The 20,951-nt window shown below is 73.2% G+C and carries 15 protein-coding genes; 7 read left to right on the top strand and 8 right to left on the bottom strand.

The genetic code is table 11. From position 1 onward, the window contains the following. Positions 1-2 precede the first annotated feature (2 nt). The 3 genes from ASE25_RS17260 (at position 3) to ASE25_RS22905 (ending at position 4,323) form a co-directional block, all read left to right on the top strand. Positions 3-986, top strand: a complete 984-nt coding sequence (locus ASE25_RS17260) for a quinone oxidoreductase (RefSeq protein WP_056826900.1) — start codon at positions 3-5, stop codon at positions 984-986. Next, on the top strand, positions 983-2,554 hold the full coding sequence (locus ASE25_RS17255) for an amidohydrolase (protein WP_056826797.1): 1,572 nt from the start codon (positions 983-985) through the stop codon (positions 2,552-2,554). Before ASE25_RS17260 ends, ASE25_RS17255 begins: the two co-directional genes overlap by 4 nt. 101 nt (positions 2,555-2,655) lie before the next feature. Then, on the top strand, positions 2,656-4,323 hold the full coding sequence (locus ASE25_RS22905) for a sigma factor-like helix-turn-helix DNA-binding protein (RefSeq protein ID WP_056826796.1): 1,668 nt from the start codon (positions 2,656-2,658) through the stop codon (positions 4,321-4,323). A 24-nt stretch (positions 4,324-4,347) separates the two neighbouring features. Here the strand turns inward: ASE25_RS22905 and ASE25_RS17245 are convergent, their stop codons facing one another. From ASE25_RS17245 to ASE25_RS17230, 4 genes are read right to left on the bottom strand one after another with little or no spacing between them, the layout of a single operon-like run. Beyond that, a complete protein-coding gene (locus ASE25_RS17245) occupies positions 4,348-4,563 on the bottom strand; it encodes a hypothetical protein (RefSeq protein WP_056778315.1) in 216 nt (71 codons plus the stop codon). A gap of 30 nt (positions 4,564-4,593) precedes the next feature. Beyond that, positions 4,594-4,947 carry a hypothetical protein gene (locus tag ASE25_RS17240; protein WP_056778312.1) on the bottom strand — a complete coding sequence of 118 codons (354 nt, stop codon included), beginning with the start codon at positions 4,945-4,947 and terminating at the stop codon, positions 4,594-4,596. Between the two features lie 51 nt (positions 4,948-4,998). Then, entirely contained in the window at positions 4,999-5,709 is a 711-nt protein-coding gene (locus ASE25_RS17235; protein WP_056826795.1) for an NUDIX hydrolase, read from the bottom strand. After that, the gene (locus ASE25_RS17230; protein WP_056826794.1) at positions 5,706-6,830 is read right to left on the bottom strand and encodes a glycosyltransferase family 4 protein; all 1,125 of its coding nucleotides are present in this window, start codon (positions 6,828-6,830) and stop codon (positions 5,706-5,708) included. Before ASE25_RS17230 ends, ASE25_RS17235 begins: the two co-directional genes overlap by 4 nt. A gap of 35 nt (positions 6,831-6,865) precedes the next feature. On the opposite strand from ASE25_RS17230, the gene ASE25_RS17225 reads away from it, so the two are divergent. From ASE25_RS17225 to ASE25_RS17215, 3 genes are all read left to right on the top strand, one after another. Further along, positions 6,866-7,687, top strand: coding sequence for a PIG-L deacetylase family protein (locus tag ASE25_RS17225; RefSeq protein WP_056778303.1), 822 nt, complete (start codon positions 6,866-6,868; stop codon positions 7,685-7,687). 182 nt (positions 7,688-7,869) lie between these two features. After that, positions 7,870-10,197 carry a heavy metal translocating P-type ATPase gene (locus tag ASE25_RS17220; RefSeq protein ID WP_200959151.1) on the top strand — a complete coding sequence of 776 codons (2,328 nt, stop codon included), beginning with the start codon at positions 7,870-7,872 and terminating at the stop codon, positions 10,195-10,197. A gap of 132 nt (positions 10,198-10,329) precedes the next feature. Next, positions 10,330-12,006, top strand: a complete 1,677-nt coding sequence (locus tag ASE25_RS17215; RefSeq protein ID WP_056826793.1) for a long-chain-fatty-acid--CoA ligase — start codon at positions 10,330-10,332, stop codon at positions 12,004-12,006. 44 nt (positions 12,007-12,050) lie between these two features. On the opposite strand, the gene asnB is transcribed toward ASE25_RS17215, so the two are convergent. Then, positions 12,051-14,732: an asparagine synthase (glutamine-hydrolyzing) gene (asnB, locus tag ASE25_RS17210; RefSeq protein ID WP_056826792.1), complete on the bottom strand. Its 2,682-nt coding sequence runs from the start codon at positions 14,730-14,732 to the stop codon at positions 12,051-12,053. A gap of 165 nt (positions 14,733-14,897) precedes the next feature. On the opposite strand from asnB, the gene ASE25_RS17205 reads away from it, so the two are divergent. Further along, entirely contained in the window at positions 14,898-15,377 is a 480-nt protein-coding gene (locus ASE25_RS17205) for a hypothetical protein (protein ID WP_056826791.1), read from the top strand. Positions 15,378-15,459: 82 nt separating this feature from the next. Here ASE25_RS17205 and ASE25_RS22900 read toward each other — a convergent pair whose 3' ends face one another. From ASE25_RS22900 to guaA, 3 genes are all read right to left on the bottom strand, one after another. Next, on the bottom strand, positions 15,460-15,831 hold the full coding sequence (locus ASE25_RS22900; RefSeq protein WP_235508726.1) for a hypothetical protein: 372 nt from the start codon (positions 15,829-15,831) through the stop codon (positions 15,460-15,462). 359 nt (positions 15,832-16,190) lie between these two features. Beyond that, on the bottom strand, positions 16,191-18,854 hold the full coding sequence (locus ASE25_RS17195; RefSeq protein ID WP_056826789.1) for a hypothetical protein: 2,664 nt from the start codon (positions 18,852-18,854) through the stop codon (positions 16,191-16,193). Between the two features lie 498 nt (positions 18,855-19,352). Further along, entirely contained in the window at positions 19,353-20,951 is a 1,599-nt protein-coding gene (gene guaA / locus ASE25_RS17190; RefSeq protein WP_056826788.1) for a glutamine-hydrolyzing GMP synthase, read from the bottom strand.

Raw genomic sequence — 20,951 nt, 5'->3', positions numbered from 1 at the left:
GCATGAACCGAGCGACCAGCGTCTTCGTCTCCGAGCCCGGCGACCGCAGCGTCCTGCAGGTCCGCGACCACGAGATCCCCGACCCCGTCGACGGCGAGGTCCAGGTCGACGTGGCCGCCGCGGGTGTCAACTTCATCGACGTCTACAAGCGCGAGGGCGTCTACCCCGTGCGCACCCCCTTCGTCCTCGGCGAGGAGGGCGCCGGCACCGTGACCGCGGTCGGCGCGGGCGTGACCGACCTCGCCGTCGGTGACCGGGTGGCCTGGTGCCAGTCGTCCGGAAGCGAGTCCACGCTCGTCAACAAGCCCGCCCACCTCCTCGTCCCCGTCCCCGACGGCGTCGACCTCGAGGTCGCGGCCGCCACCATGCTCCAAGGACTCACGGCCCACTACCTCGTCACGAGCACGTATGCCGTCGGGCCCGGCACCGTCGCCCTCGTGCACGCCGCAGCCGGTGGGGTCGGGCAGCTCCTCGTGCAGATGGTGACGGCCCGCGGCGGCACCGTGGTCGCGACGGCAGGATCCGACGAGAAGCTCGAGATCGCCGAGGCGCTCGGCGCCCAGCACCTCATCAACTACTCGACCGTCGACGACCTGGCCGCCGCGGTGCGCGCGGCTGCCGAACGCGGGGTCGACGTGGCCTACGACGGTGTCGGGAAGTCGACCTTCGACGCGTCGCTCGCCTCGCTGCGCCCGCGCGGGACGATGGTCCTCTTCGGTGGGGCGAGCGGGCAGGTGCCCCCCTTCGACATCCAGCGCCTCAACAGCGGCGGGTCCCTCTTCCTGACGCGTCCGACGCTGGCGCACTACGTCGCCGAGCGCGAGGAGTACGAGTGGCGGGCCGGTGAGGTGCTCGGCGCGGTGGCCGACGGCTCGCTGAAGATCGACATCGGCGGGCGCTACCCGATGACCGAAGCGGCTGCGGCCTACGAGGCCCTCGAGGGTCGACGCACGACGGGCAAGCTCATCCTGGTGCCCACCGCATGAGCCGCACGCTCTTCCGGCACGACCGCATCTGGACCGGCGACGCCGGTGTCCCCTGGACGACGGCGCTGCTCGTCGAGGACGGCCGTGTCGTCGCGGTCGGCGGCGACGCCGTCGAGGCGGCCGGTGCGGGCACCGACACGGTCGACCTCCCGGGGGCACTCGTCATGCCCGGTCTGCACGACGCCCACATCCACACCGAGTGGCTCGCGCGCGACCTGTCGTCCGTCGACCTGCGCGAGGCCCGGTCGCTCGAGGAGACGCTCGAGCTCGTGCGGGCGCACGCCGAGACGCTGCCCGAGGGCGAGGTGCTGCACAGCGGTCGCTGGAACCACAACCGCTGGGCCGTCCCCGAGCAGCCCGACCGGCACGCACTCGACACGGTCTCGGGCGACCGCGTGGCCGCGCTGTCGAGCGTCGACGGCCACACGATCTGGGCCAACTCCCTTGCGCTGCAACGGGCCGGCATCACGCGCGACACCCCCGACCCGGTCGGCGGCGAGATCGTGCGCGACGCGTCGGGCGAGCCCACCGGGATCCTGCGCGAGTCCGCGCAGGAGCTGCTCGCCGTCATCCCGCACGAGGAGTCGCCGCTGCGGCCGTGGCTCGAGCGGTGCCAGGACTGGCTGCTCTCCGTCGGCCTCACGAGCATCACCGACATCGACGGCGAGGACGCCCGCGCCGCCTACGCCGAGCTGCACGCGGACGACGCCCTGCGGCTGCGGGTCACGAAGTGCACGCGCGACCCCGACCTCGAGCTCGCGATCGCCGAGGGGCGACGCTCGGGCCAGGGTGACGACGTCTTCCGCGTCGGGCCGGTCAAGTTCTTCAGCGACGGCGCACTCGGATCGCACACGGCCCACATGACCGAACCGTTCATCGGCCACGAGGGCTGCGGCATCGCCGCGATGCCCTACGAGCTGCTGCTGGAGCGCACGTTGACCGCCGCCCGGGCCGGCCTCGACGTCGTCACGCACGCCATCGGCGACGAGGCCAACCGACTCGTCCTCAGCACCTTCGAGGCCGTGCGGGCCGAAGGGCTGGAGCGGCTCCTGCGCATCGAGCACGCCCAGCACGTGCTGCCCGTCGACATCCCGCGCTTCCGGGCGCTCGACGTCGTGGCCTCGATGCAGCCCAGCCACTGCACGGCCGACCTCGAGCTCGCCGACGAGATCATCGGCCCGCGGCGGCTCGCGTCGTACGCGTGGCGCAGCTTCCTCGACGCCGGGGTGCGCGTGGCGTTCGGATCGGACGCGCCGGTCGAGGACCCGAACCCGTTCTACGGCCTGCACGCCGCCGTCACCAGGCAACGGGCCGACGGACAGCCGCTCGGCGGCTGGCGCCCCGAGGAGCGGGTCACCCTGACCGAGGCCGTGCACGCCTTCACGGTCGCCGCCCACGAGTCGGTCGGTCGCACCGACGTGGGCCGCCTCATGCCGGGCCAGCTCGCCGACCTCGTCGCCGTCGACCGCGACCTGTGGGCGCTCGAGGAGTCCTCGCCCGCCGACATCCGTGACACCGTGGTGCTGCAGACCCGGGTCGGGGGCGAGCTGGTCCACGAGCGCCGCTGACACCCCGCGGCGGGCGGCTGACCGCGGTTCGAGGCACCGCCTCAGCGGGCGGCCCCTGTCGCGGGAGTCGCCGTGCGTCCATCCTTGGAGGAGGAGGACGTATGCGCGAGACCGACGCCGACTTCGCCGCCTGGGCACGAGCACGGCAGCTGCGACTGCTCCGCGCCACCTTCCTCGTCAGCGGCGACCCGAAGCGGGCCGAGCGCCTCGTCCTCTCGGCCCTCACGAGCCTCGCCCTGCACTGGCACCACATCCGTCAGGGCGACCCCGACGCGTACGTCCGGACGCGCGTGCAGCACTCAGCCGTGGCCGCGGCCGAGGGCGACGTGCACGCCGACCGCATCCCGAGCGAGCTGCCGCCGCCCCTGCGTCACCTCACGCCGCGCGAACGGGCCGTTCTCGTGCTGCGCTGGTACGAGGGCCGGTCGGTGGACGACACCGCGGAGGTCCTCGGATGCTCGCCCGAGAGGGTGCGCCGGGCCGAGCGTCGGGCGCGCGCGGCTCTCGCGTCGGGGGCACACCGTCCGCTGACGGACGACGAGGTCACCGCGGCCCTGGAGGCCGCGGTCGCCGGTGTCCGCGAGGTCGACCTGGCAGAGCGCGCCTGGCACGACGCGCTGCTGCACCGGACGACGACGCGGCGCCGTGCCGCCACAGCCGTCGCCGCGGCCGCGCTCGTCATCGGGGGCGCCACCCTGGCCGGCCGAGACCCCGTCATCACCGCTGCCTCGGCACCGTCGCCCGTCAGTCTCACGCGGGTGCCACTGCTCCAGCAGGCCGTCTGGCACACCACCTCCGGCGGTCTGAGATACGTCGTCGCCCCGACGGCCGGCGCTGAGGCCGACCAGCCGGTCCTCGACGTGGGGATGCCCGCCGTCATCGACCCCGGGCGGCAGCATCACCTGGCCAGCGGACCGCGACCCACCGGCCTGGGCGCCTTCGGCGACGCGGTCTACCTCGAGCGGCGCACACCCGGGCGCTGGGTGCCCGTGCTCCTCTACGGCGACGGCGAGCTGCTCACCCTCGACACCGTCGTGCTGACGGACGTCCGCACTGCCTCAGGGCAGATCCACCCGCCGCTCGGCATCTGGGCCTTCTCGGGCGACAAGACGGCGCTCGCCTTCGCCCAGCCCGGCAAGGTCGTCGTCTTCGACGTGGGCACCCGCCAGGTGCACACCGTGGCCGTCCCGTCCCGCACCCTCGAGTGGGCGGCCTGGCGGGGCAACCACCTGCTGGCCGGCTCGGCCGTGGGGCTGTGGTCGCCCGGCGTCGCGCCGAGCCGGGCCGGGCCAGAGCCGCCGCGACGGCCGGGCGCGCGTGAGTTCCGGGTCGAGGGCGGCCGCACCGTCCTCGACGAGCACGCCCCCGACGTGGGCACGCGCCCGCAAACCGTCGGCTGGCCGAGGATCACGCCGGCGGGCGAGACCGTCTCCGACGCAAGGCAGTTCGCATCCGCGTTCAGACTCGCCGCAGGCGGTCCAAGCGACGTGGAGGCCGTGAGGCCTCGACAGGTCATCGTCGCGACGAACAGCCTCGGCCGCGACCGCATGCTCGTCTTCGGCGAGGAGCAGGCGCGGGCGGCGGACTGCTGCTCCGTGTTGGGCTGGACCGTGCACGGCGACCTCGTCTACGTGTCGGACGCTCCCAGCGGGACGTGGATCATGGCGTGGAACGTCGAGACCGGCGTCGTGCGCCGGGTGTCGCACTTCCTCACCTCGGACGACGTGCCACCGGTCATCGCGCTCGGCGCACGTTTCACCGTGGGCTAGGAGGCCGCGAGCCCGTGCGGGCGCTCAGGCGCCACCGGGCACGACGGCCAGCAGCAGGGTGGCGAACCACGTCAAGCCACCGACGGCGAGCAGGAACCAGCCGATCACGGCCATGTTGCCGGCGCCCTCGGCCCGGGACGCGCGGGCGCGTCGGCGCCCGACGACCACCAGCACGAGGCCCACCGTCAGCCAGACCAGGCCGATGAGCAGACCAGCGAGAACGCCTGCGCTCCAACGCATCTCAGCAACCCTCCGGGTGCGGAGCCCTGGTCACCAGAGGGCGGCGACGAGCACGTTGGCGACCGCAGCGCCACCCGCGATGTCGAGCAGGTTGCCGGTGTCCTGGCCCTTGCGGCCGCGGGCGGCGCCGATCTCGGCGGCGACGAGCACGACGAGGGCGATGACGAGCTTGACGGCGATCTTCGTGTTGTTGACCGTGTGGTCGTCGTCCTTGATCGCCGAGGCGATGCCGACGAGCGCGAGGCCGGTGACGAGCTGTGCGCGGGCGCCCCAGACGATCGGGGCGATGACGGTGCGGCCGCTGCGGACGGCGATCCAGCCTCCGACGACCGCGGCCATGCCGAGCAGGTGGAGGGCGACGAGGAGGTTGTAGACGAGGTCCATGGCCGACATCCTACGGAGCGTCGTACGTCGCGCGAGCCGGCCCCTCCCCGGCTAGGACCCCGGCTCACCCGCCAGCCCGTGCAGGGCGGCCAGCCGCTGCCACGAGGACGTCAGGCGGTAGTCGCCGACCCGGTCGTACGGCACCCATCGTGCGTCGGACGTCGTGCCGCCGAGGTCGTGGATGACGATGTCCGTGGGCTCGGGACACGTTGCGGCGTAGACGATCCGGACCGCGTGGAAGTCCTCGAGCACACCCGACGGCGCGCGCCCCACCCAGTGCTGCGACTGGACCGTGAGCAGCGCGCCGAGCTCGATGCGCTGCCCCGTCTCCTCCCACACCTCACGGTGGACCCCCTCGACGGGCGACTCCCCGTCGTCGAGGCCACCGCCGGGCAGCCCCCAGTCCCCCGACACGTGGGTCTGGGCGTTGAACTGCGTCAGCAGCAGGCCGCGTCCGCTCGTCACGACGGCGTACGCCGCGACCCGCTGGTAGGGCTCGCCCACCTCGTCGTCGCCGACCCCTGCGTCCCGGCGCACCGCCTCGGCCCGAGGGCGTATGCCGTCCAGCTCGCGCACGCGGTAGCCGATCTCGAGCGCCCCGTCGTCCACCACCGTCGCGAAGACCGGGTCCTCGACGAGCCAGCCGGCCGCGCCGAGCACGACGTCGGGGTGCTCGCCGTGGCCCAGGCGCGCCTCGGCCACGCGCGTGCCGTCGCCCCGGACCCCGACGACGCGAAGGCCGCCCGGCACGTTGGTCCTCATCGCCGCACCAGCCCGACGGCCCGCTCGTACTCCGACACGGCGAGCGCGGCGACGCGCGTCCACTCCTGCTCGGGCGGGTGCGCGACGTTCCACCGTCGCAGGCGGTCGACCTCGCCGACGTCCTCGGCCAGTCGGGCGATCGCACCAGACATCTCCGAGTCACTCGACACGACGAGGCCGTTCACCCCGTCGGTGACGAACTCGCCCACCCCGGAACCGGATCGCCCGATGACCGGCAGGCCCACCGTCCGCGCCTCGAGGGCTGCGATCCCGAACGACTCGAGACGGGCCGGCGACAGGTAGACGTCCGCGGCGGCATACCTCTCGCGCAGCTCGTCGCGCGACACGCGCCCCGGCAGCGACACCCAGTCGAGCCCACGGTCTCGCACGAGGGCCTCGACCTTGCGCCGGTCGGGCCCCTCCCCCAGCACCGTCAGCGACACCGAGCCCGGACCGGCCACCCGCTCGGCCTCCGCGACGAGCTCGACGAGCGCCGCGGGACGCTTGCGGGCTGCGAGGCGCATCGCGGTCACGAGACGCAGCGGGCCCGGCTCGCGCGTGACGGGACCGACGGCCCAGCGCGCCACGTCGATGCCGTTCGGCAGCACTCCCACCGTCGCCTCCGGTCCGACGAGCCGACGCAGCGGCTCGGCGGCCACGTCGGACACGGCCGACATCGCGACCCCCCGCGCGGCCCATCGCCGCACGAAGCGGGCCGCGTCGAAGACCGGCGCCATCCCGGCGAGCATGCAGTGCCACGTCATCGCGGTCGGCAGTCCCAGGCCCACGGTGACCCGGGTGCAGTCCCACGCGAAGGGCGAGACGACACCGGTCTGCACGTGGGCCACGTCGAAACCCCCGGCCACGAGCCGCCGGCGCAGCTCGGCCGGGGCGAACGGGTTGATCGGCAGCTCCCACGGCATCCGGGCCGCGAGCCGGTGCACCGGCACACCGTCGACGACCGTGACGGCGCCGTGCATCTCAGCCTCCGCGCCGCGGGTGGCCGTGAAGACCTCGACCTCGTGGCCGGCCGCCTGCAGGTGCTGCGCGAGGTCGTGCGTCTGGACCTCGATCCCGCCCAGTCGGGGCAGGTAACAGTCGGACAGGAGCGCCACCTTCACGGAAGACACTGTGCCATGGGCCAAGATGGGTGACTGTGCCGCACACGCTCCTCGCCTTCCACGCGCACCCCGACGACGAGGCCCTGCTGACCTCGGGGACGATGGCGCGCGCCGCCGCGGAAGGCCACCGGGTCGTCGTCGTCGTCGCGACGGACGGCGAGCTCGGCCTGGCCTCCACCGACTTCACCGGAGACGGGACGCTCGCCGCCACCCGGATGGACGAGCTGCGCGCGAGCGCCCAGGCCCTCGGCGTCGCCCGCGTCGAGCACCTCGGCTACGCCGACAGCGGCCTCGGCCCCGAGGTGGCGCCCGACCCGCCGGGCGCGACGCGCTTCGTCCGCGCCGACGTCGAGGAGGCGGCCCAGCGCCTCGCCGCGATCCTCCGCGAGGAGCGCGTCGACGTCCTGCTCCACTACGAGCCCAACGGCGGCTACGGACACCCGGACCACAAGCAGGTCCACGTCGTCGGCACGCGCGCCGCCGAGCTCGCAGGCACCCCGAAGGTGCTCGAGGCGACGGTCCCGCGCGACACGATCTGCCGCGCCATCGACCTCGCGGCGAAGGTCTACCGCTTCCCGCCTGAGTTCGACCGGTCGAGCTTCGACCGCGCCTTCTCGGCGCGCAGCGAGATCACCCACCGGATCAGCGTGCGCCGGCACATCGCGGCCAAGCGTGCCTCGATGCGTGCCCACGCCTCGCAAGCCAGTGCCGACGGCGGCGCCGACCGCACCCTGGCTGCCTTCCTGCGGATCCCCCGCCCTCTCTATGACCTCGTCTTCGGCCGCGAGTGGTTCGTCGACCGCTCTGCGCGCCCCGACGATCCGATCCGCCGTGACGTCTTCGACGGGCTCGCCTGACCCGTTCGTGGCCTCTCGACGCGGCCGCACCCGCAGAACGTGGCCCCTCGACGCGGGCGCACCCGCAGAACGTGGCCCCTCGACGCGAGCGCACCCGCAGAACGTGGCCTGTCGACGGTGTGACGCCTGTCCCGTACGCGGTCTGTGCGGTTGCGGGCGGCGGATCATGGAGGTGTGACCTGGTGGCGCGGCCGCTCCCCGGCGGTCTTCTTCGTCGCGTCGGCCGCCTTGCTGGCCGCGGCGCGCTCGCCGCCCTGTCGGGGAGGGACGAGCTGTCCCGCGCCCTCTGGGTGGCGACCACCGTGCTCGGACTCGCGCTCTCGGTCCTCTGGACGGTGCGGTCGGTCGCCGAGCGCCGCGCCACGGTCGACGTCATCGCCGTCCTGGCCCTGGCGGGTGCGCTCTGGGTCGGTGAGGACTTCGCGGGCGCCATGGTCACCCTGATGCTCGCGAGCGGTCGCCTGCTCGAGGCCCGGGCCGCGGCGCGGGCCGACCGGGAGCTGCGCCTGCTCGTCGAGCGCACGCCGCGGACGGCCCGGCGGCGCACGGGTACCCGCGTGGACCGCATTCCGGTGGAGGAGGTTTCACCAAGTGACGTGCTCGTTGTCGGGACGGGCGAGGTCGTGCCGGTCGACGGCCGGCTGCTCGCGGCCGGCACGTTCGACGAGTCGGCGCTCACGGGTGAGCCGATGCCCGTCGAGCGCCCGAACGGGGACGACGTGCGCAGCGGGGTCGTCAACGCCGGCCCTCCGGTCGACGTCGTGGCCACCTCGTCGGCCTCCGAGTCGACCTACGCGAACGTCGTGCGACTCGTCGAGCAGGCGCAGGCGACCTCGGCCCCCTTCGTCCGGACGGCCGACCGTTTCGCGGTGCTCTTCGTCCCGCTGACGCTCGCGCTGGCCGGCGCCGCCTGGGCCCTGGCCGGGTCCCCGCTGCGGGCCGTGGCGGTGCTCGTCGTGGCAACCCCGTGCCCGTTGCTGCTCGCCGCTCCGGTGGCGATCATGTCGGGCCTGTCCCGGGCCTCGCGGATCGGCGTCGTCGTCAAGGGCGGCGCGGCCCTGGAGGCCCTCGCGGCCGGTGAGGTCGTGCTCTTCGACAAGACCGGCACCCTCACCCACGGTCGGCCCGGGCTCACGGCCGTCGTCGTCGCTCCGGGCGCCCCTCCCGCCGCGGAGGTGCTGCGCCTCGCGGCCTCGCTCGACCAGGTTTCGCCCCACCCGCTCGCGAGCGCCCTCGTCGGGGCGGCTCGGACCCGCGGCCTCGACCTCGTGCTCCCGACGGCCGTCCACGAGGTGCACGGCTACGGCCTCGAGGGTCGGGTCGGCACGACGGTGGTCCGTCTCGGCAAGGCCCGGTGGATCGTCGGTGACGATCCGGCGTGGCTGCGTCAGGTGCGCCGCCGGGCCGCGCTCGACGGGTGCCTCACGGTCTTCGTCGCCGTCGACGGCGCCCCGGCCGGCGCGTTCCTGCTCGAGGACCCGGTGCGGGCGGATGCGCCCAGGATGGTCTCGGCCCTGCGCGAGGTCGGGATCCGCCGGACCGTCCTGCTCACCGGCGACCGTGCCGACATCGCCGAGACGGTCGGCCGGATCGTCGGCGTCGACGCCGTCCTCGCCGACCGCGACCCCGCCGACAAGCTCGCGGCCATCCGCGACGAGTCGGCCAGCGCGCGCACCATCATGGTCGGGGACGGCGTCAACGACGCGCCCGCCCTCGCGGCCGCCGGGGTCGGGGTCGCCCTCGCCGCCCGTGGCGCGACGGCGTCGTCGGAGGCTGCTGACGTCGTGCTGACGGTCGACCGGGTCGACGCCGTCGCCGACGCCATCCTCATCGCGCGCCGGTCCCGCCGGGTCGCATTGGAGGCCGTCGTGGTCGGGATGGGTCTCTCGCTCGTGGCCATGGTCGCCGCAGCGGCCGGCCTGCTGCCGCCGGCGGCGGGCGCGGTGCTCCAGGAGGGCATCGACGTCCTCGCGATCGGCATCGCCCTGCGGGCCCTGCTCCCGACCCCGCTGCACAGCGTCCCCATGTCCGCCGAGGACGTCGCCACGGCGCGTCGCCTGCGCGAGGGTCACGACGTCGCCATCGCCGCCGTCGAGCAGGTCCGGGCCGTCGCCGACGGCCTGCACACCCACGCCTGCGACCTCGCTCCCGTGCGCGCGCTCCTCGACCGGCTCGAGGCCGAGCTGCTCCCCCACGAGCGGGACGACGAGGCAGAGCTCATGCCCCTCGTGGCCCGGGCTCTCGGCGGCTCGGCCACGACGACCATGCGGCGGACGCACGCGGAGATCGAGCACCAGGTGTCGCGGCTGCGCCGCCTGCTCGACGGGATCGAGCCCGGCTCCGTCACCCCCGAGGACGTCACCGAGCTGAGGCGGCTGCTCTACGGCCTCTACGCCGTCTGCCGCCTCCACAACAGCCAGGAGGAGGAGGGCGCCTTCGCGCTCGTCCCAGCAGGCCCTCTCGTCACCGCACCCGCCCGACGGGGCGGTCGGCACCGTGCACCCCGCTGACCGGGTGGGCTCCGCGACTCTGCCGACGGCGTATGCCGTGTGCCCGGGACGGGCCCGTCCGTGCGGTCCCGCCGCCCACGCCATACTGGTCGTGCCGCACTGCGCGGCAGCACCACCGGAGCGGAGGCTCGGATGACGGCGGGACTGGAGCACACGTGGGTCGCCCACTACGCCAAGGGTGTTCCGGCCGAGATCGAGCCACCTGACTCCTCACTCGTCGACCTGCTGACCGGAGCCGTGACCACCTACGGCGACCGTCCGGCGCTCGAGTTCTTCGGCGCCGAGCTGTCCTACTCCGAGCTCGGGCGCCAGGTCGACGTGGCGGCCGAGGGCCTGCGCCGGCTCGGCGTCCGTCCGGGCGACCGGGTGGCGCTCGTCCTGCCGAACTGCCCCGAGCACATCGTCGCGTTCTACGCCGTGCTCCGGCTCGGAGCCGTCGTCGTCGAGCACAACCCGCTCTACACCCCGACCGAGATGGCCCACCAGTTCGGTGACCACGGTGCGACCGTCGCCATCGCGTGGGACCGGATGGCCACCACGATCACCGCACTCCCCGGTGTCGAGCACGTCGTCGCCGTCGACATCACCGCGTCGATGCCCTGGACGAAGCGCCTCGCCCTGCGGCTGCCGGTCGCCCGGGCCCGGGCGCTGCGCGCGCAGCTCACGGGGCGGGCTCCGGGCACGACTGCGTGGTCCGACGTCGTGAGGCACGGCCCGCTCGCCCCGTCGACCCCCGGGCCGACCGTGGACGACCTCGCCGCGATCCAGTACACGAGCGGCACGACCGGCGTCCCCAAGGGCGCGATGCTCAGCCACGGCAACCTCATGGCCAACGCCGCGCAGGGACGTGCCTGGGTGCCCGGCCTCACGCCGGGTCAGGAGGTCGTCTATGCTGTGCTGCCGATGTTCCACGCCTACGGGCTCACCCTGTGCCTCACCTTTGCGATGAGCATGGGGGCTCGCCTCGTGCTCTTCCCCCGGTTCGACGTCGACCTCGTGCTCACCGCCGCGAAGAAGCACCCACCGACGTTCCTGCCAGCCGTGCCACCCATCTACGAGCGCCTCGCCACCGCCGCCCGCGAGCGCGGGACCGACCTGACGGCAACGCGGTTCGCGATCTCCGGCGCCATGGCGCTGCCCCGCGAGACGCTCGAGCTCTGGGAGGACGTGACGGGCGGGCTGCTCGTGGAGGGCTACGGCCTCACCGAGACCTCGCCCGTGGCGCTCGGCAACCCCATCGGCAGCGACCGCCGGCCCGGCGCGGTGGGCGTGCCCTTCCCGAGCACCGACATCCGCGTCGTCGACCCTGAGGACCCGACCCGGGACCTCGCGCCCGGAGAGCGCGGCGAGCTGCTCATCCGCGGGCCGCAGGTCTTCGGCGGCTACTGGGGCCGGCCGGAGGAGACAGCAGCGGCCCTGCTCGACGGCGGCTGGTTCCGCACCGGTGACATCGTCGTCGTCGACCCCGACGGCTTCGTCTCGGTCGTCGACCGCATCAAGGAGATCATCATCACCGGCGGCTTCAACGTCATGCCGTCGGAGGTCGAGGCCGTGCTCCGAACGGTCCCCGGCATCACCGATGCCGCGGTCGTCGGGCTGCCCAAGCACGACGGCAGCGAGGACGTCGTGGCGGCCGTGACGACCGAGCCGGGCGTCGAGCTCGTCGTCGAGGACGTGCGCGCCCGCTGCCGGGCGGACCTCGCCGCCTACAAGGTGCCGCGCCGTGTCGTCGTCGTCGACGAGCTGCCCCGCTCGCAGATCGGCAAGGTCCTGCGCAAGCAGGTGCGCGACTCGCTCATCGAGAGCTGACGCCCGGCACCCGACCCACCGGACGGCATACGCCCGAAAGGCCTTCAGGCAGAGGGCGCCTCGAAGACGATGGCCATCGGCGTCTGCTCGGATCCCTGCCCCAGCGGGTTGTCGGCGAACATCAGCTCGTAGCGCTCCTTGGCTCCCGGCGCGTCCTTGCCGAGGACGTTGCGGCCGATGTCGTTGGCGTCCATGACGACCGTGCCGCCGAACGTGTCGCGGTAGGCCTCCGGCACCCGCGCGCGGATGGCCGCCGACAGGTGTGCGGCCACGTCGTCGGGGTCCTTGGGACCGAGCTTGGCCGAGACGTTGGCCGGGTAGACGGAGTACTCGGTCGGACCGTCGATGGCACGGATGTCACCGCCGACGAGGTCGTAGAACAGGCCCCGCTTGCCGAGCACCTTGCCGACGGCACCGCCCGCGGAGGCGAAGAGCACCCGCGGCAGGCCGGCCTCCTCGATGGCGAGCTGCATGGTGAAGGGCGAGCCGAGGCCGATGCCGGCCGGGGTGCGCGTGACGTAGCGGCTGAGCAACCGCGCCGGGCGGCCGACCTTGATGTCCCAGATGAAGTACGAGCGACCCTGGGTGATGGCGACGATCTTCTCGGAGATGAAGAAGTACCACCGGCCGCTCGTGGCGGACGCGTGCTCGGGGCCGGCGTCGGGCAGGCCGGAGAAGAAGCGCTCGACGTAGCCGAGCGTCTTGGCCTCGAGGTCGTCCTCGCGGGCGTAGAGCTCGGTGCGCAACGGGTAGCGGCGGACCGCGGTGCCGTCCCCCGTGACGAGGTCGAGCTGCTTGCGGGCGTTCGGCTCGTAGTCGGTCTTGACGTGCTCGGCCTGACCGGGGTCCTCCGGCTCGCGCTCGTCGAAGAACTCCTGGAGCCAGAGCTCGAGGTTGAGCATGCGCCAGACGGTCATCGAGTCGATCGAGTTCGTGCCCTTGATCCAGCCCTCGAAGGCGTGCAGCACCGCCGTCTGGTCGAAATAGGGCCGGTTGGCGAAGGACTCGGACAGGAACTCGCCGTAGACGTGGTTCTTGAGGCGCATGAACCACTCGCCCTGCGGCGTCGTCGCGCCGACCTTGTCGCGACGGTCGACGACGGAGTCCGGCAGCAGTCCCCGCATCGCGTCGCGGAGCACGCGCTTGCCGACGCCGTCCTTGACGAGGGCGTCGTCGGCGAGGCCGAAGACGAACCGCACGAGGTCGCGGTCGACGAACGGCATCCGCACGGCGACCCCGAAGGCTCGGGCGTTCTTGTCGGTGTAGCGCAGTCGGGCCGGCAGCGAACCGGTGAAGACGTCGTCGACGAGACGGGCCCGCAGGTCGGCCTTCTCGACGTCGTAGCCCTCGGTGGCGTGGGCTCGCGCGAAGTCCGCGTCGAGCAACGAGGCCACCGGCACGTCCTTGCGGCCGTGCAGCCGGTCGCCGATGAGCGGCCGGCCCCGGCGGTAGAGCACGTCGAGCGAGCGCCCGAGCTCCGAGGCGGCGCTGACCGCGCTGCGGTGACGCAGCTCGCGCAGGTGGATCAGGTGGTGCGGACCGAAGCCGGCCAGGGTCTCGTCGCCGCCGTGACCGTCGAGGACGACGCTGTCGCTCTCGGACGCCTCGCGCAGCACGCGGTACTGCGTGTAGGCACCGGTCGAGACGAGCGGCTCCTCCTGGGTGCGCACGAGGTCGCGGAGGTCCTGCTTGAACTCGGTCGGCGTCGGCTCGATGCGGTGCTCCTGCACCCGCCCGTCCAGCGCGGCCACGACGGCGTCGACGTGCTCGACCTCGTCGTTGCGCGAGCCGGGATAGATGGCGGACCACGTGTCCTGCACGGCATCGGCGGCCGAGCGACCGGACTCGTGCTCGACGACGTCGAGCAGCGCCGCGATGGCGGCCGAGTCGAGGCCACCGGAGAGGGCCGTGCCGACCCGCCCCGACGACGTCGCGCGGCGCCGTACGGCGGCCGTCAGCAGGGTGCGGAACTCGGCGGCGACCGCCGGGGAGTATGCCCGGGGTGCCTTCCCGAGCGCGGCCAGCTCCTCGCGGAGCCGCGTGTAGGGACGACGCTCCAGCCCTCCCGGCACGTCGGCGCCCAGGGTGACGACCTCGCCCGCGCCGACGCGCTCGATCCCGGCGAAGAACGTGGACCGGCCGTCGTCGTGGACGCGGAAGCGCAGGTAGCGGTAGATGGTGCGGTCGTCCGGGCGACGCTCGTGCAGGCCGCTCTCGAGGATGCCGCGGATCTCGCTCGCGACGAGCCACCCGTCTCCGGCCCGGGCGAGGTAGAGCGGACGCACGCCGAAGTGGTCTCGCGCCAGCATCATCCGCCGGGTGTCACGGTCCCAGACCGCGAGCGCGAAGGCGCCGTCGAGTCGGTCGAGGCCGTCGGTGCCCCACTCGGTGAAAGCTGCGAGGACGACCTCCGCGTCACTGCCCACGCCGAAGTCGTGGCCGAGGGTCTCGAGGTCGGCGCGCAGCTCGGCGCGGTTGTAGAGCTCGCCGTCGAGGGCGAGGGTGAACCGTCCACCGCGGGCCACCGCGAGCCTCGCGACGCCGTGGCCGCCGTCGTCCTCGGTGGTCACGCCCGGGCGCGCTTCCCGCACCCCGACGCCGGCGTCACCGTCCCGTGCGGTCGCCGCATCGCCCGGGCCCGGATGCGTCGCGAGCAGTCGGTCGAGCAGTCGGTCGAGCTGGGCCTCGTCGGCGTGGACACCCAGGTGTCCGGCGATTCCGCACATGGGGTCAACCCTAGACGGGCGCGGACCGCCCCCGGCCCACCCCCGGCCGCCGGCGCCGACACGGCGCCTTCCGGGCAGTTCTGCTGGCAAGTGAACCGGATCACGTCGGGTGAGCGTCGTCCAGAAAGGGAGCACTCAAGGCACTTCAACCACAAGGAGCACGACATGCACAGACCGACCCGCACCGCCACCCTCGCAGCCGGTGCCGTCCTCGGCATCACCGCGCTCGTGGCGCCCGCCGCCTCCGCGAGCGACGGCCACTCGAGCAGCTCAGGCCACACGATCCTGCGCGCTGACATCATGGGCAGCATGCCCGACGGTCCGACGATCGCGATGGTTCCCCCGGCCCCGCGCCCCTGGGTCGTCGACGAGGGCTTCGCCCGCGTGCGTGAGGACGGCCGAGTCCGCGTCCGCGTCGAGGGCCTCGTCATCCCTGGCGTCGGCACCGGCACGGTGACCTCGATCAGCGCCTCCGTGGTGTGCAACGACATGGTCGTCGGCACGACCGGGACCGCACCCCTGGACATGGAGGGTGACGCCCGATTGGACGGCATGGTCATGCTTCCGAAGTACTGCCACATGCCGAGGGTCCTGGTGAACCCCAACGGGAGCACGGCCCGCTACATCGCCGCCACCGGCCTCTGACGTCCGTCACTGGCGTTAACCGATCCTCGCGGCCGACGGCCGACCCGGTGCCACCGCGCACCGGGCCGGCCGTCGCTGACCGTCAGTCCTCGACGCGGAACGGCGTCGTCGGCACGGTGAGGCTGCCGCCGGCGCTGCTACGGATCGTCACCCACCCCGGGTCGCTGCGCTCGTAGGCGAAGACGGTGCCGCCGTAGCGCTGCCCTCCGCCGTTGCCGACGTCCCCGATGAGCGAGCCGTCAGGTCGGTACGCGCGCAGGTGCGCGGCCGGGTCCGAGCTCCTCGCGCTGATGAGCAGCTGTCCACCCTGGCTCTTCGTCGCATTGGTCCAGCACTTGCCGACCTCGATCCGGTCGACGTGGCCGCCACGGGTCGAGGACGTGGCGTCCCGGGCCGGGGCCTGCGAGGCAGTGGCCGTGGTCGGTGCGGGCCCGGCGTCCACGGGACCTGCCACGCGACCTGCCACGCGACCTGCCACGCGACCTGCCACGGAGGACAGCCCCGCCGCGGAGCTCGCCGCGGGGGCGGCGCCGTGCGCGTCGGGCCCGGCCCCACACCCCGAGAGGACTCCACCCGCGAGCAGGACCGCGACGCCTGCCCCGACGAACCGAAGGGTCCGAGCGGGCATCGGTCGACGTGACATCGGGTCCTCCTCGTCGTGAACGGTGCCCGGTGGGCCGCCTCTCCGGGGAGATGGAGGCGGCCCACCGGGTTCGCCGCCGGGGCCGGAGGTGCGGGTCCGACCCCGGCGGTACCTGCGGTGAGCTGTCGGGGTCGGGGGGTGCGACCCCGAAAGCCACCGTTGACGGCGCCCTACTGCCGGATCTTGTCGAGCCTCGACGGGGCGCTGGTGCCGATCACCGCTCCTGCGGTGTTGAGCGACTTCACCGTCAGGGGCGCCTGTGCGCACGGAGTGGCGTACACGCCACCCAGGTTGCAGGCCGGGGCGGGTGCCCCGACGGCCGTGACGGTGAACGAGCCTGGCGCGACGAGCGAGACCGTGAGGTTCGCAGCACCCAGGGTGGCGGGGTCGAACATCGTGCCCGACTCCGTGAGGTACGGCAGGAGCACCATGCTGCTGACCGTCGTGTCCGTCGACGTCGCGGTCACGATCAGCCGCTGCTTGGACGTCCGGTACTCGACCGGGGTCAGCGTGACGTTCGTCGGCACCGAGGCCGTGACGGTCACCGCGACCGACGTGGCCGGCGAGGACCCGTTGGCGTTCGTCGCCGTGACGCCGAAGGTGTACGTCCCCGCGACGGTGGGCGTGAACTTCAGCTGCGACGTGCCCGTGGCCGTGGCCGCCGATGGCGTCTGGCTCAGGGCCGGGTTGGCCGGGCCCGACGTCTGGCTCCACACCCAGGTGGGCGCCGGCAGCGAGCTGCTCGAGGCCGTCAGGGTCACGAGGTTGCCCGCCGTCACCGTCTGGTTCTGGATGGGGGCGATGGTCGGCTTCGGCGCGGCCTGGACGACGATCGTCGTGGCGGCCGAGGCGACGCCGCAGGCGTTCGAGACGGTGAACGTCAGGTGGTAGGTGCCGGCCGCGAGACCCGTCGCGTTGAACGTCGGGGTCGTGGTGCCGGCACCGGTGAGGGCACCGCCCAGGTTCGTGCCTCCGGCCGAGGTCCCGGCCGTCCACCGGAGCGTGACCGGGGTGGAGGCGCCGGCGGTGACGCTGCCGGACAGCGGGATGGTCCCACCGTTGGCGACGGAGTACGGAGCACCGTTGATCGTCGGCACGGCACACACGACGGCCGGTGCCGCCACGCTGCTCGGCCACGGGCTCAGGACGCCTGCCTGGACGCCGGTGAGCGACGAGTACCCGCCGTACGCGAGGAACGGGATCGAGTTGAAGTTGTTCTCCGGCACCGGGGAGCCGGGGACGTTCTCCGGGAAGATGTACTCACCGATCGGGGCGTGGTACTGGCCGTAGTAGATCCCGTTGGCTTCGGTCTTGGCACTCGCGGTGCCGGGGACCTGGCTGCGGGGGTTCGCGTCCAGGGTGCCCGGGACGAACTCGGACAGCCCGTCGACGACGGCGCGGACCTCACGCGTGGGCGGGATGAACTGCCCGGCCGGAGGTGGCGTGCAGGCCTTCTGGGTGGGGACCGTCGCGGTGCACGGCGGCCGGAACCGCCAGCGACCGCGCACCGCACCGCCGGGAGGGCCGGGGTCGGGCATGATCGTGCCCCACTCGCGGTCGCTCGTGGCGCCGGTGGCCGGGTTGACGTCGATGCCGTAGAGACGGACCATCCGGCTCTCGTCGGTGGTCATACCCTCGAACCTCGTGCGCACGGCTGCCTCACCGGCACCGAAGATCGTCAGGCCACCGGTGCCGAGGATCGACACGTCGACGGACACGTAGGCGGGGTCGACTCCCGGCTGGGTGTAGATGCCCAGGCTGGCCACGATGGTGTGGGCGGAGATGTACTGGCCCCCGTTGGCGCCACCGTCCTGCACGAGGTTGCCGGCGAACGTCACGTAGTCACCGATCTCGAACGGGGCCTGCTTGCGCGGGTCGGCGCACGTGCCGCGGGCGCACGTGTTGGCGTCGACGTCGGACGGCGCGTCCATCCGGAACATCGTGTATGCCGCACCCACCGCAGGCAGCGCCGGCTGGGGGGTGATGCCCGAGGTGTCGGTCCCGGTGTAGACGGGCCGGTTGGTCTGCGGGCACTCGGCGTCGTCGTTCGTCGTCGTCGGCGCGGTGCGCGGGATGCACATCGGGAAGCCGGTCTCGGCGAGGATCGTCGGGTTGTCCTGGTCGACCTGGAAGCGGTCGTCCGGCGACATCGCACGTCCATAGCGTCCGGACGTCGTCGACCCGGCGATGGCCGGGTCGTTGATCCGCACGCGTGTGCCGGTGCCGGCGACGCCCGGCGTGCCACCGACCTCCAGCTCGCCGGTGGAGTAGTCGAGGTAGTTCACGTAGCCGGCCCCGTTGTTGAGGTCCTGCTCCGAGATGTCGACCATGCCGGCGATGTAGCGGTCACCGCTGCCGTTGATGACGCGGTTGCCGACGACGTGCACCTCGTACGTCGTGAGCGGCTTCGGGCTGTCGCCCAGGGCCATGCCGGTCTGTGTCGGGCCGTACGGCGCCGGTGCGTGGGTGAAGAGCTCCTGCCAGGTCAGAGCGCTGGCCGGGAGGATGACGATCGTCTCCTTGGGGACGACGACGGCGTGACCGTTCAGCGTCAGCGTGCCACCCGAGTGCGGGTCGCCCGCCGAGTCGAGGGTCGCGGACTGCAGGAAGCCGGTGATGTCGAACTGCGTGCTCGAGGCCACCACGGGGTTGATCGCCGGAGCGACCAGCGGGGTGGCCGCGCCGTGCGCGGCGTTGCTCGCGACCGGGGCCAGGCCCGCCGCGAGTGCGATGGCGGCCGCGGCCGAGAGCAGTCGGCGCCGTCGGACACCGCCTCCCGGGTCGGGTCCGCCGACGTGGCGCTTCGAGAGCGCACCCCCCAGTTGACTAGACATCTCCGTCCTCCATCCATCTCCTGCTGCGTTGACTGGCATTGACATGGGGTGACCGGCCCTGGTCAGGGCTCCGCGACCGATCCCACGGGTCGGGGCGGCACGGTGCCCGGGTGTCGGCTCCCGGGCCCGGGGTGCGCGTGGCGGCGGCATCGCGCCGGCGGGGTCCGTGGACGTCGGTGACGGTCAAGCCGGTCGGGCCAGCACAGCGCCGAGCGGTCGCCGGTCGACCCGTTGCCGGACGAGCGTCACATCGACTCATCACGATCCCCCCTCAAGGACTTGCGTCCATCGTGGGAGCGTCGACACCGAGGGGCATGCGCCACGGTGGGGGGTGACACTCCCCGAGAATTGGGGGGCGTCGGTCTGGGGTTATCCCGACGGGCGACACCCGGAAGTGCTACGCGCGACGCCGGGCGAGGTCACGGTCCGGGATGCGACGAGGGCGGCTCCGACCCTCAGGTCGGGGCCGCCCTCGTCGGGTCGTCCGGTCTCAGCGGGTCACTCCCACTCGATGGTGCCCGGCGGCTTGCTCGTGACGTCGAGGACGACGCGGTTGACCTCTTCGACCTCGTTGGTGATGCGGGTCGAGATCGTCGCGAGCACGTCGTAGGGCACCCGGGCCCAGTCCGCCGTCATGGCGTCCTCCGACGCCACGGGGCGCAGCACGACGGGGTGGCCGTAGGTGCGGCCGTCACCCTGGACGCCGACCGAACGGACGTCGGCGAGGAGCACGACCGGGCACTGCCAGATGTCGCGGTCGAGGCCCGCCCGCGTCAGCTCCTCGCGGGCGATGGCGTCGGCGCGGCGCAGGATCGCGAGGCGCTCGGCGTCGACGGCGCCGATGATCCGGATGCCGAGGCCGGGGCCGGGGAACGGCTGGCGCCACACGATGACCTCGGGCACCCCCAGCTCGAGACCGACCTGCCGCACCTCGTCCTTGAAGAGGGTGCGGAGCGGCTCGATGAGCGAGAACTGGAGGTCGTCGGGCAGGCCGCCGACGTTGTGGTGGCTCTTGATGTTGGCCGCCCCCTCACCGCCGCCGGACTCGACGACGTCGGGGTAGAGCGTGCCCTGGACGAGCCACTTGACGGGGTGCTCCTCGTCGCCGCGGTCGTGCACGACGTCGCGCGCGGCCTGCTCGAAGACGCGGATGAACTGCTCGCCGATGATCTTGCGCTTCGTCTCGGGGTCGGTGACCCCGGCGAGCGCCTCGAGGAAGCGCTCACGGGCGTCGACGACGACGAGGTCGACACCGGTGGCCTGGACGAAGTCCTGCTCGACCTGCTCGGCCTCGCCCTCACGGAGGAGCCCGTGGTCGACGAAGACGCAGGTCAGCTGGTCGCCGACGGCCTTCTGCACCAAGGCTGCCGCGACCGAGGAGTCGACTCCGCCGGACAGGGCGCAGAGGACCCGGTCCTCGCCGACCTGCTCGCGGATCGTCGACACGAGGTCGTCGACGACGTGGCCCGGCGTCCAGTCAGGTGCGATGCCCGCGCCCTTCCAGAGGAAGTTCTCGAGGACGCGCTGCCCCTGCTCGGAGTGGAGCACCTCGGGGTGCCACTGGACGCCGTAGAGGCGTCGGTCGTCGTCCTCGAAGGCTGCGACCGGCGTGCCCGCGGTCGTGGCCGTCACCGCGAAACCCTCGGGAGCGGCGCTGACGGAGTCACCGTGCGACATCCAGACGGTCTGGCTCGGCGGCTGGCCGGCGAAGAGCGTCGACTCGACGTCGCTGATCGCCGCGTCGGTCTTGCCGTACTCACGGGCTCCGGTGCGGGCCACGGTGCCGCCGAGAGCCTGGGCCATCGACTGGAAGCCGTAGCACATGCCGAAGACCGGGACACCGGCCTCGAGCAGCGCCGGGTCGAGGCGCGGGGCGCCGTCCTCGTAGACCGAGCTCGGGCCGCCGGACAGGATGATCGCGGCCGGCTCCTTGGCGAGCAGGTCGGCCACGGCCATCGAGTGGGGCACGACCTCGCTGTAGACCTGCGCCTCACGGACGCGCCGCGCGATCAGCTGGGCGTACTGGGCGCCGAAGTCGACGACGAGGACGGGGTGGCTCTGGAGGTCGGTCGGCTCGTTCGGCACGGCGTCAGTCAC

The organism is Terrabacter sp. Root85 (assembly GCF_001429185.1).
Lineage (GTDB): Bacteria > Actinomycetota > Actinomycetes > Actinomycetales > Dermatophilaceae > Terrabacter.
This window is presented reverse-complemented; position numbering and strand designations above follow the sequence as displayed.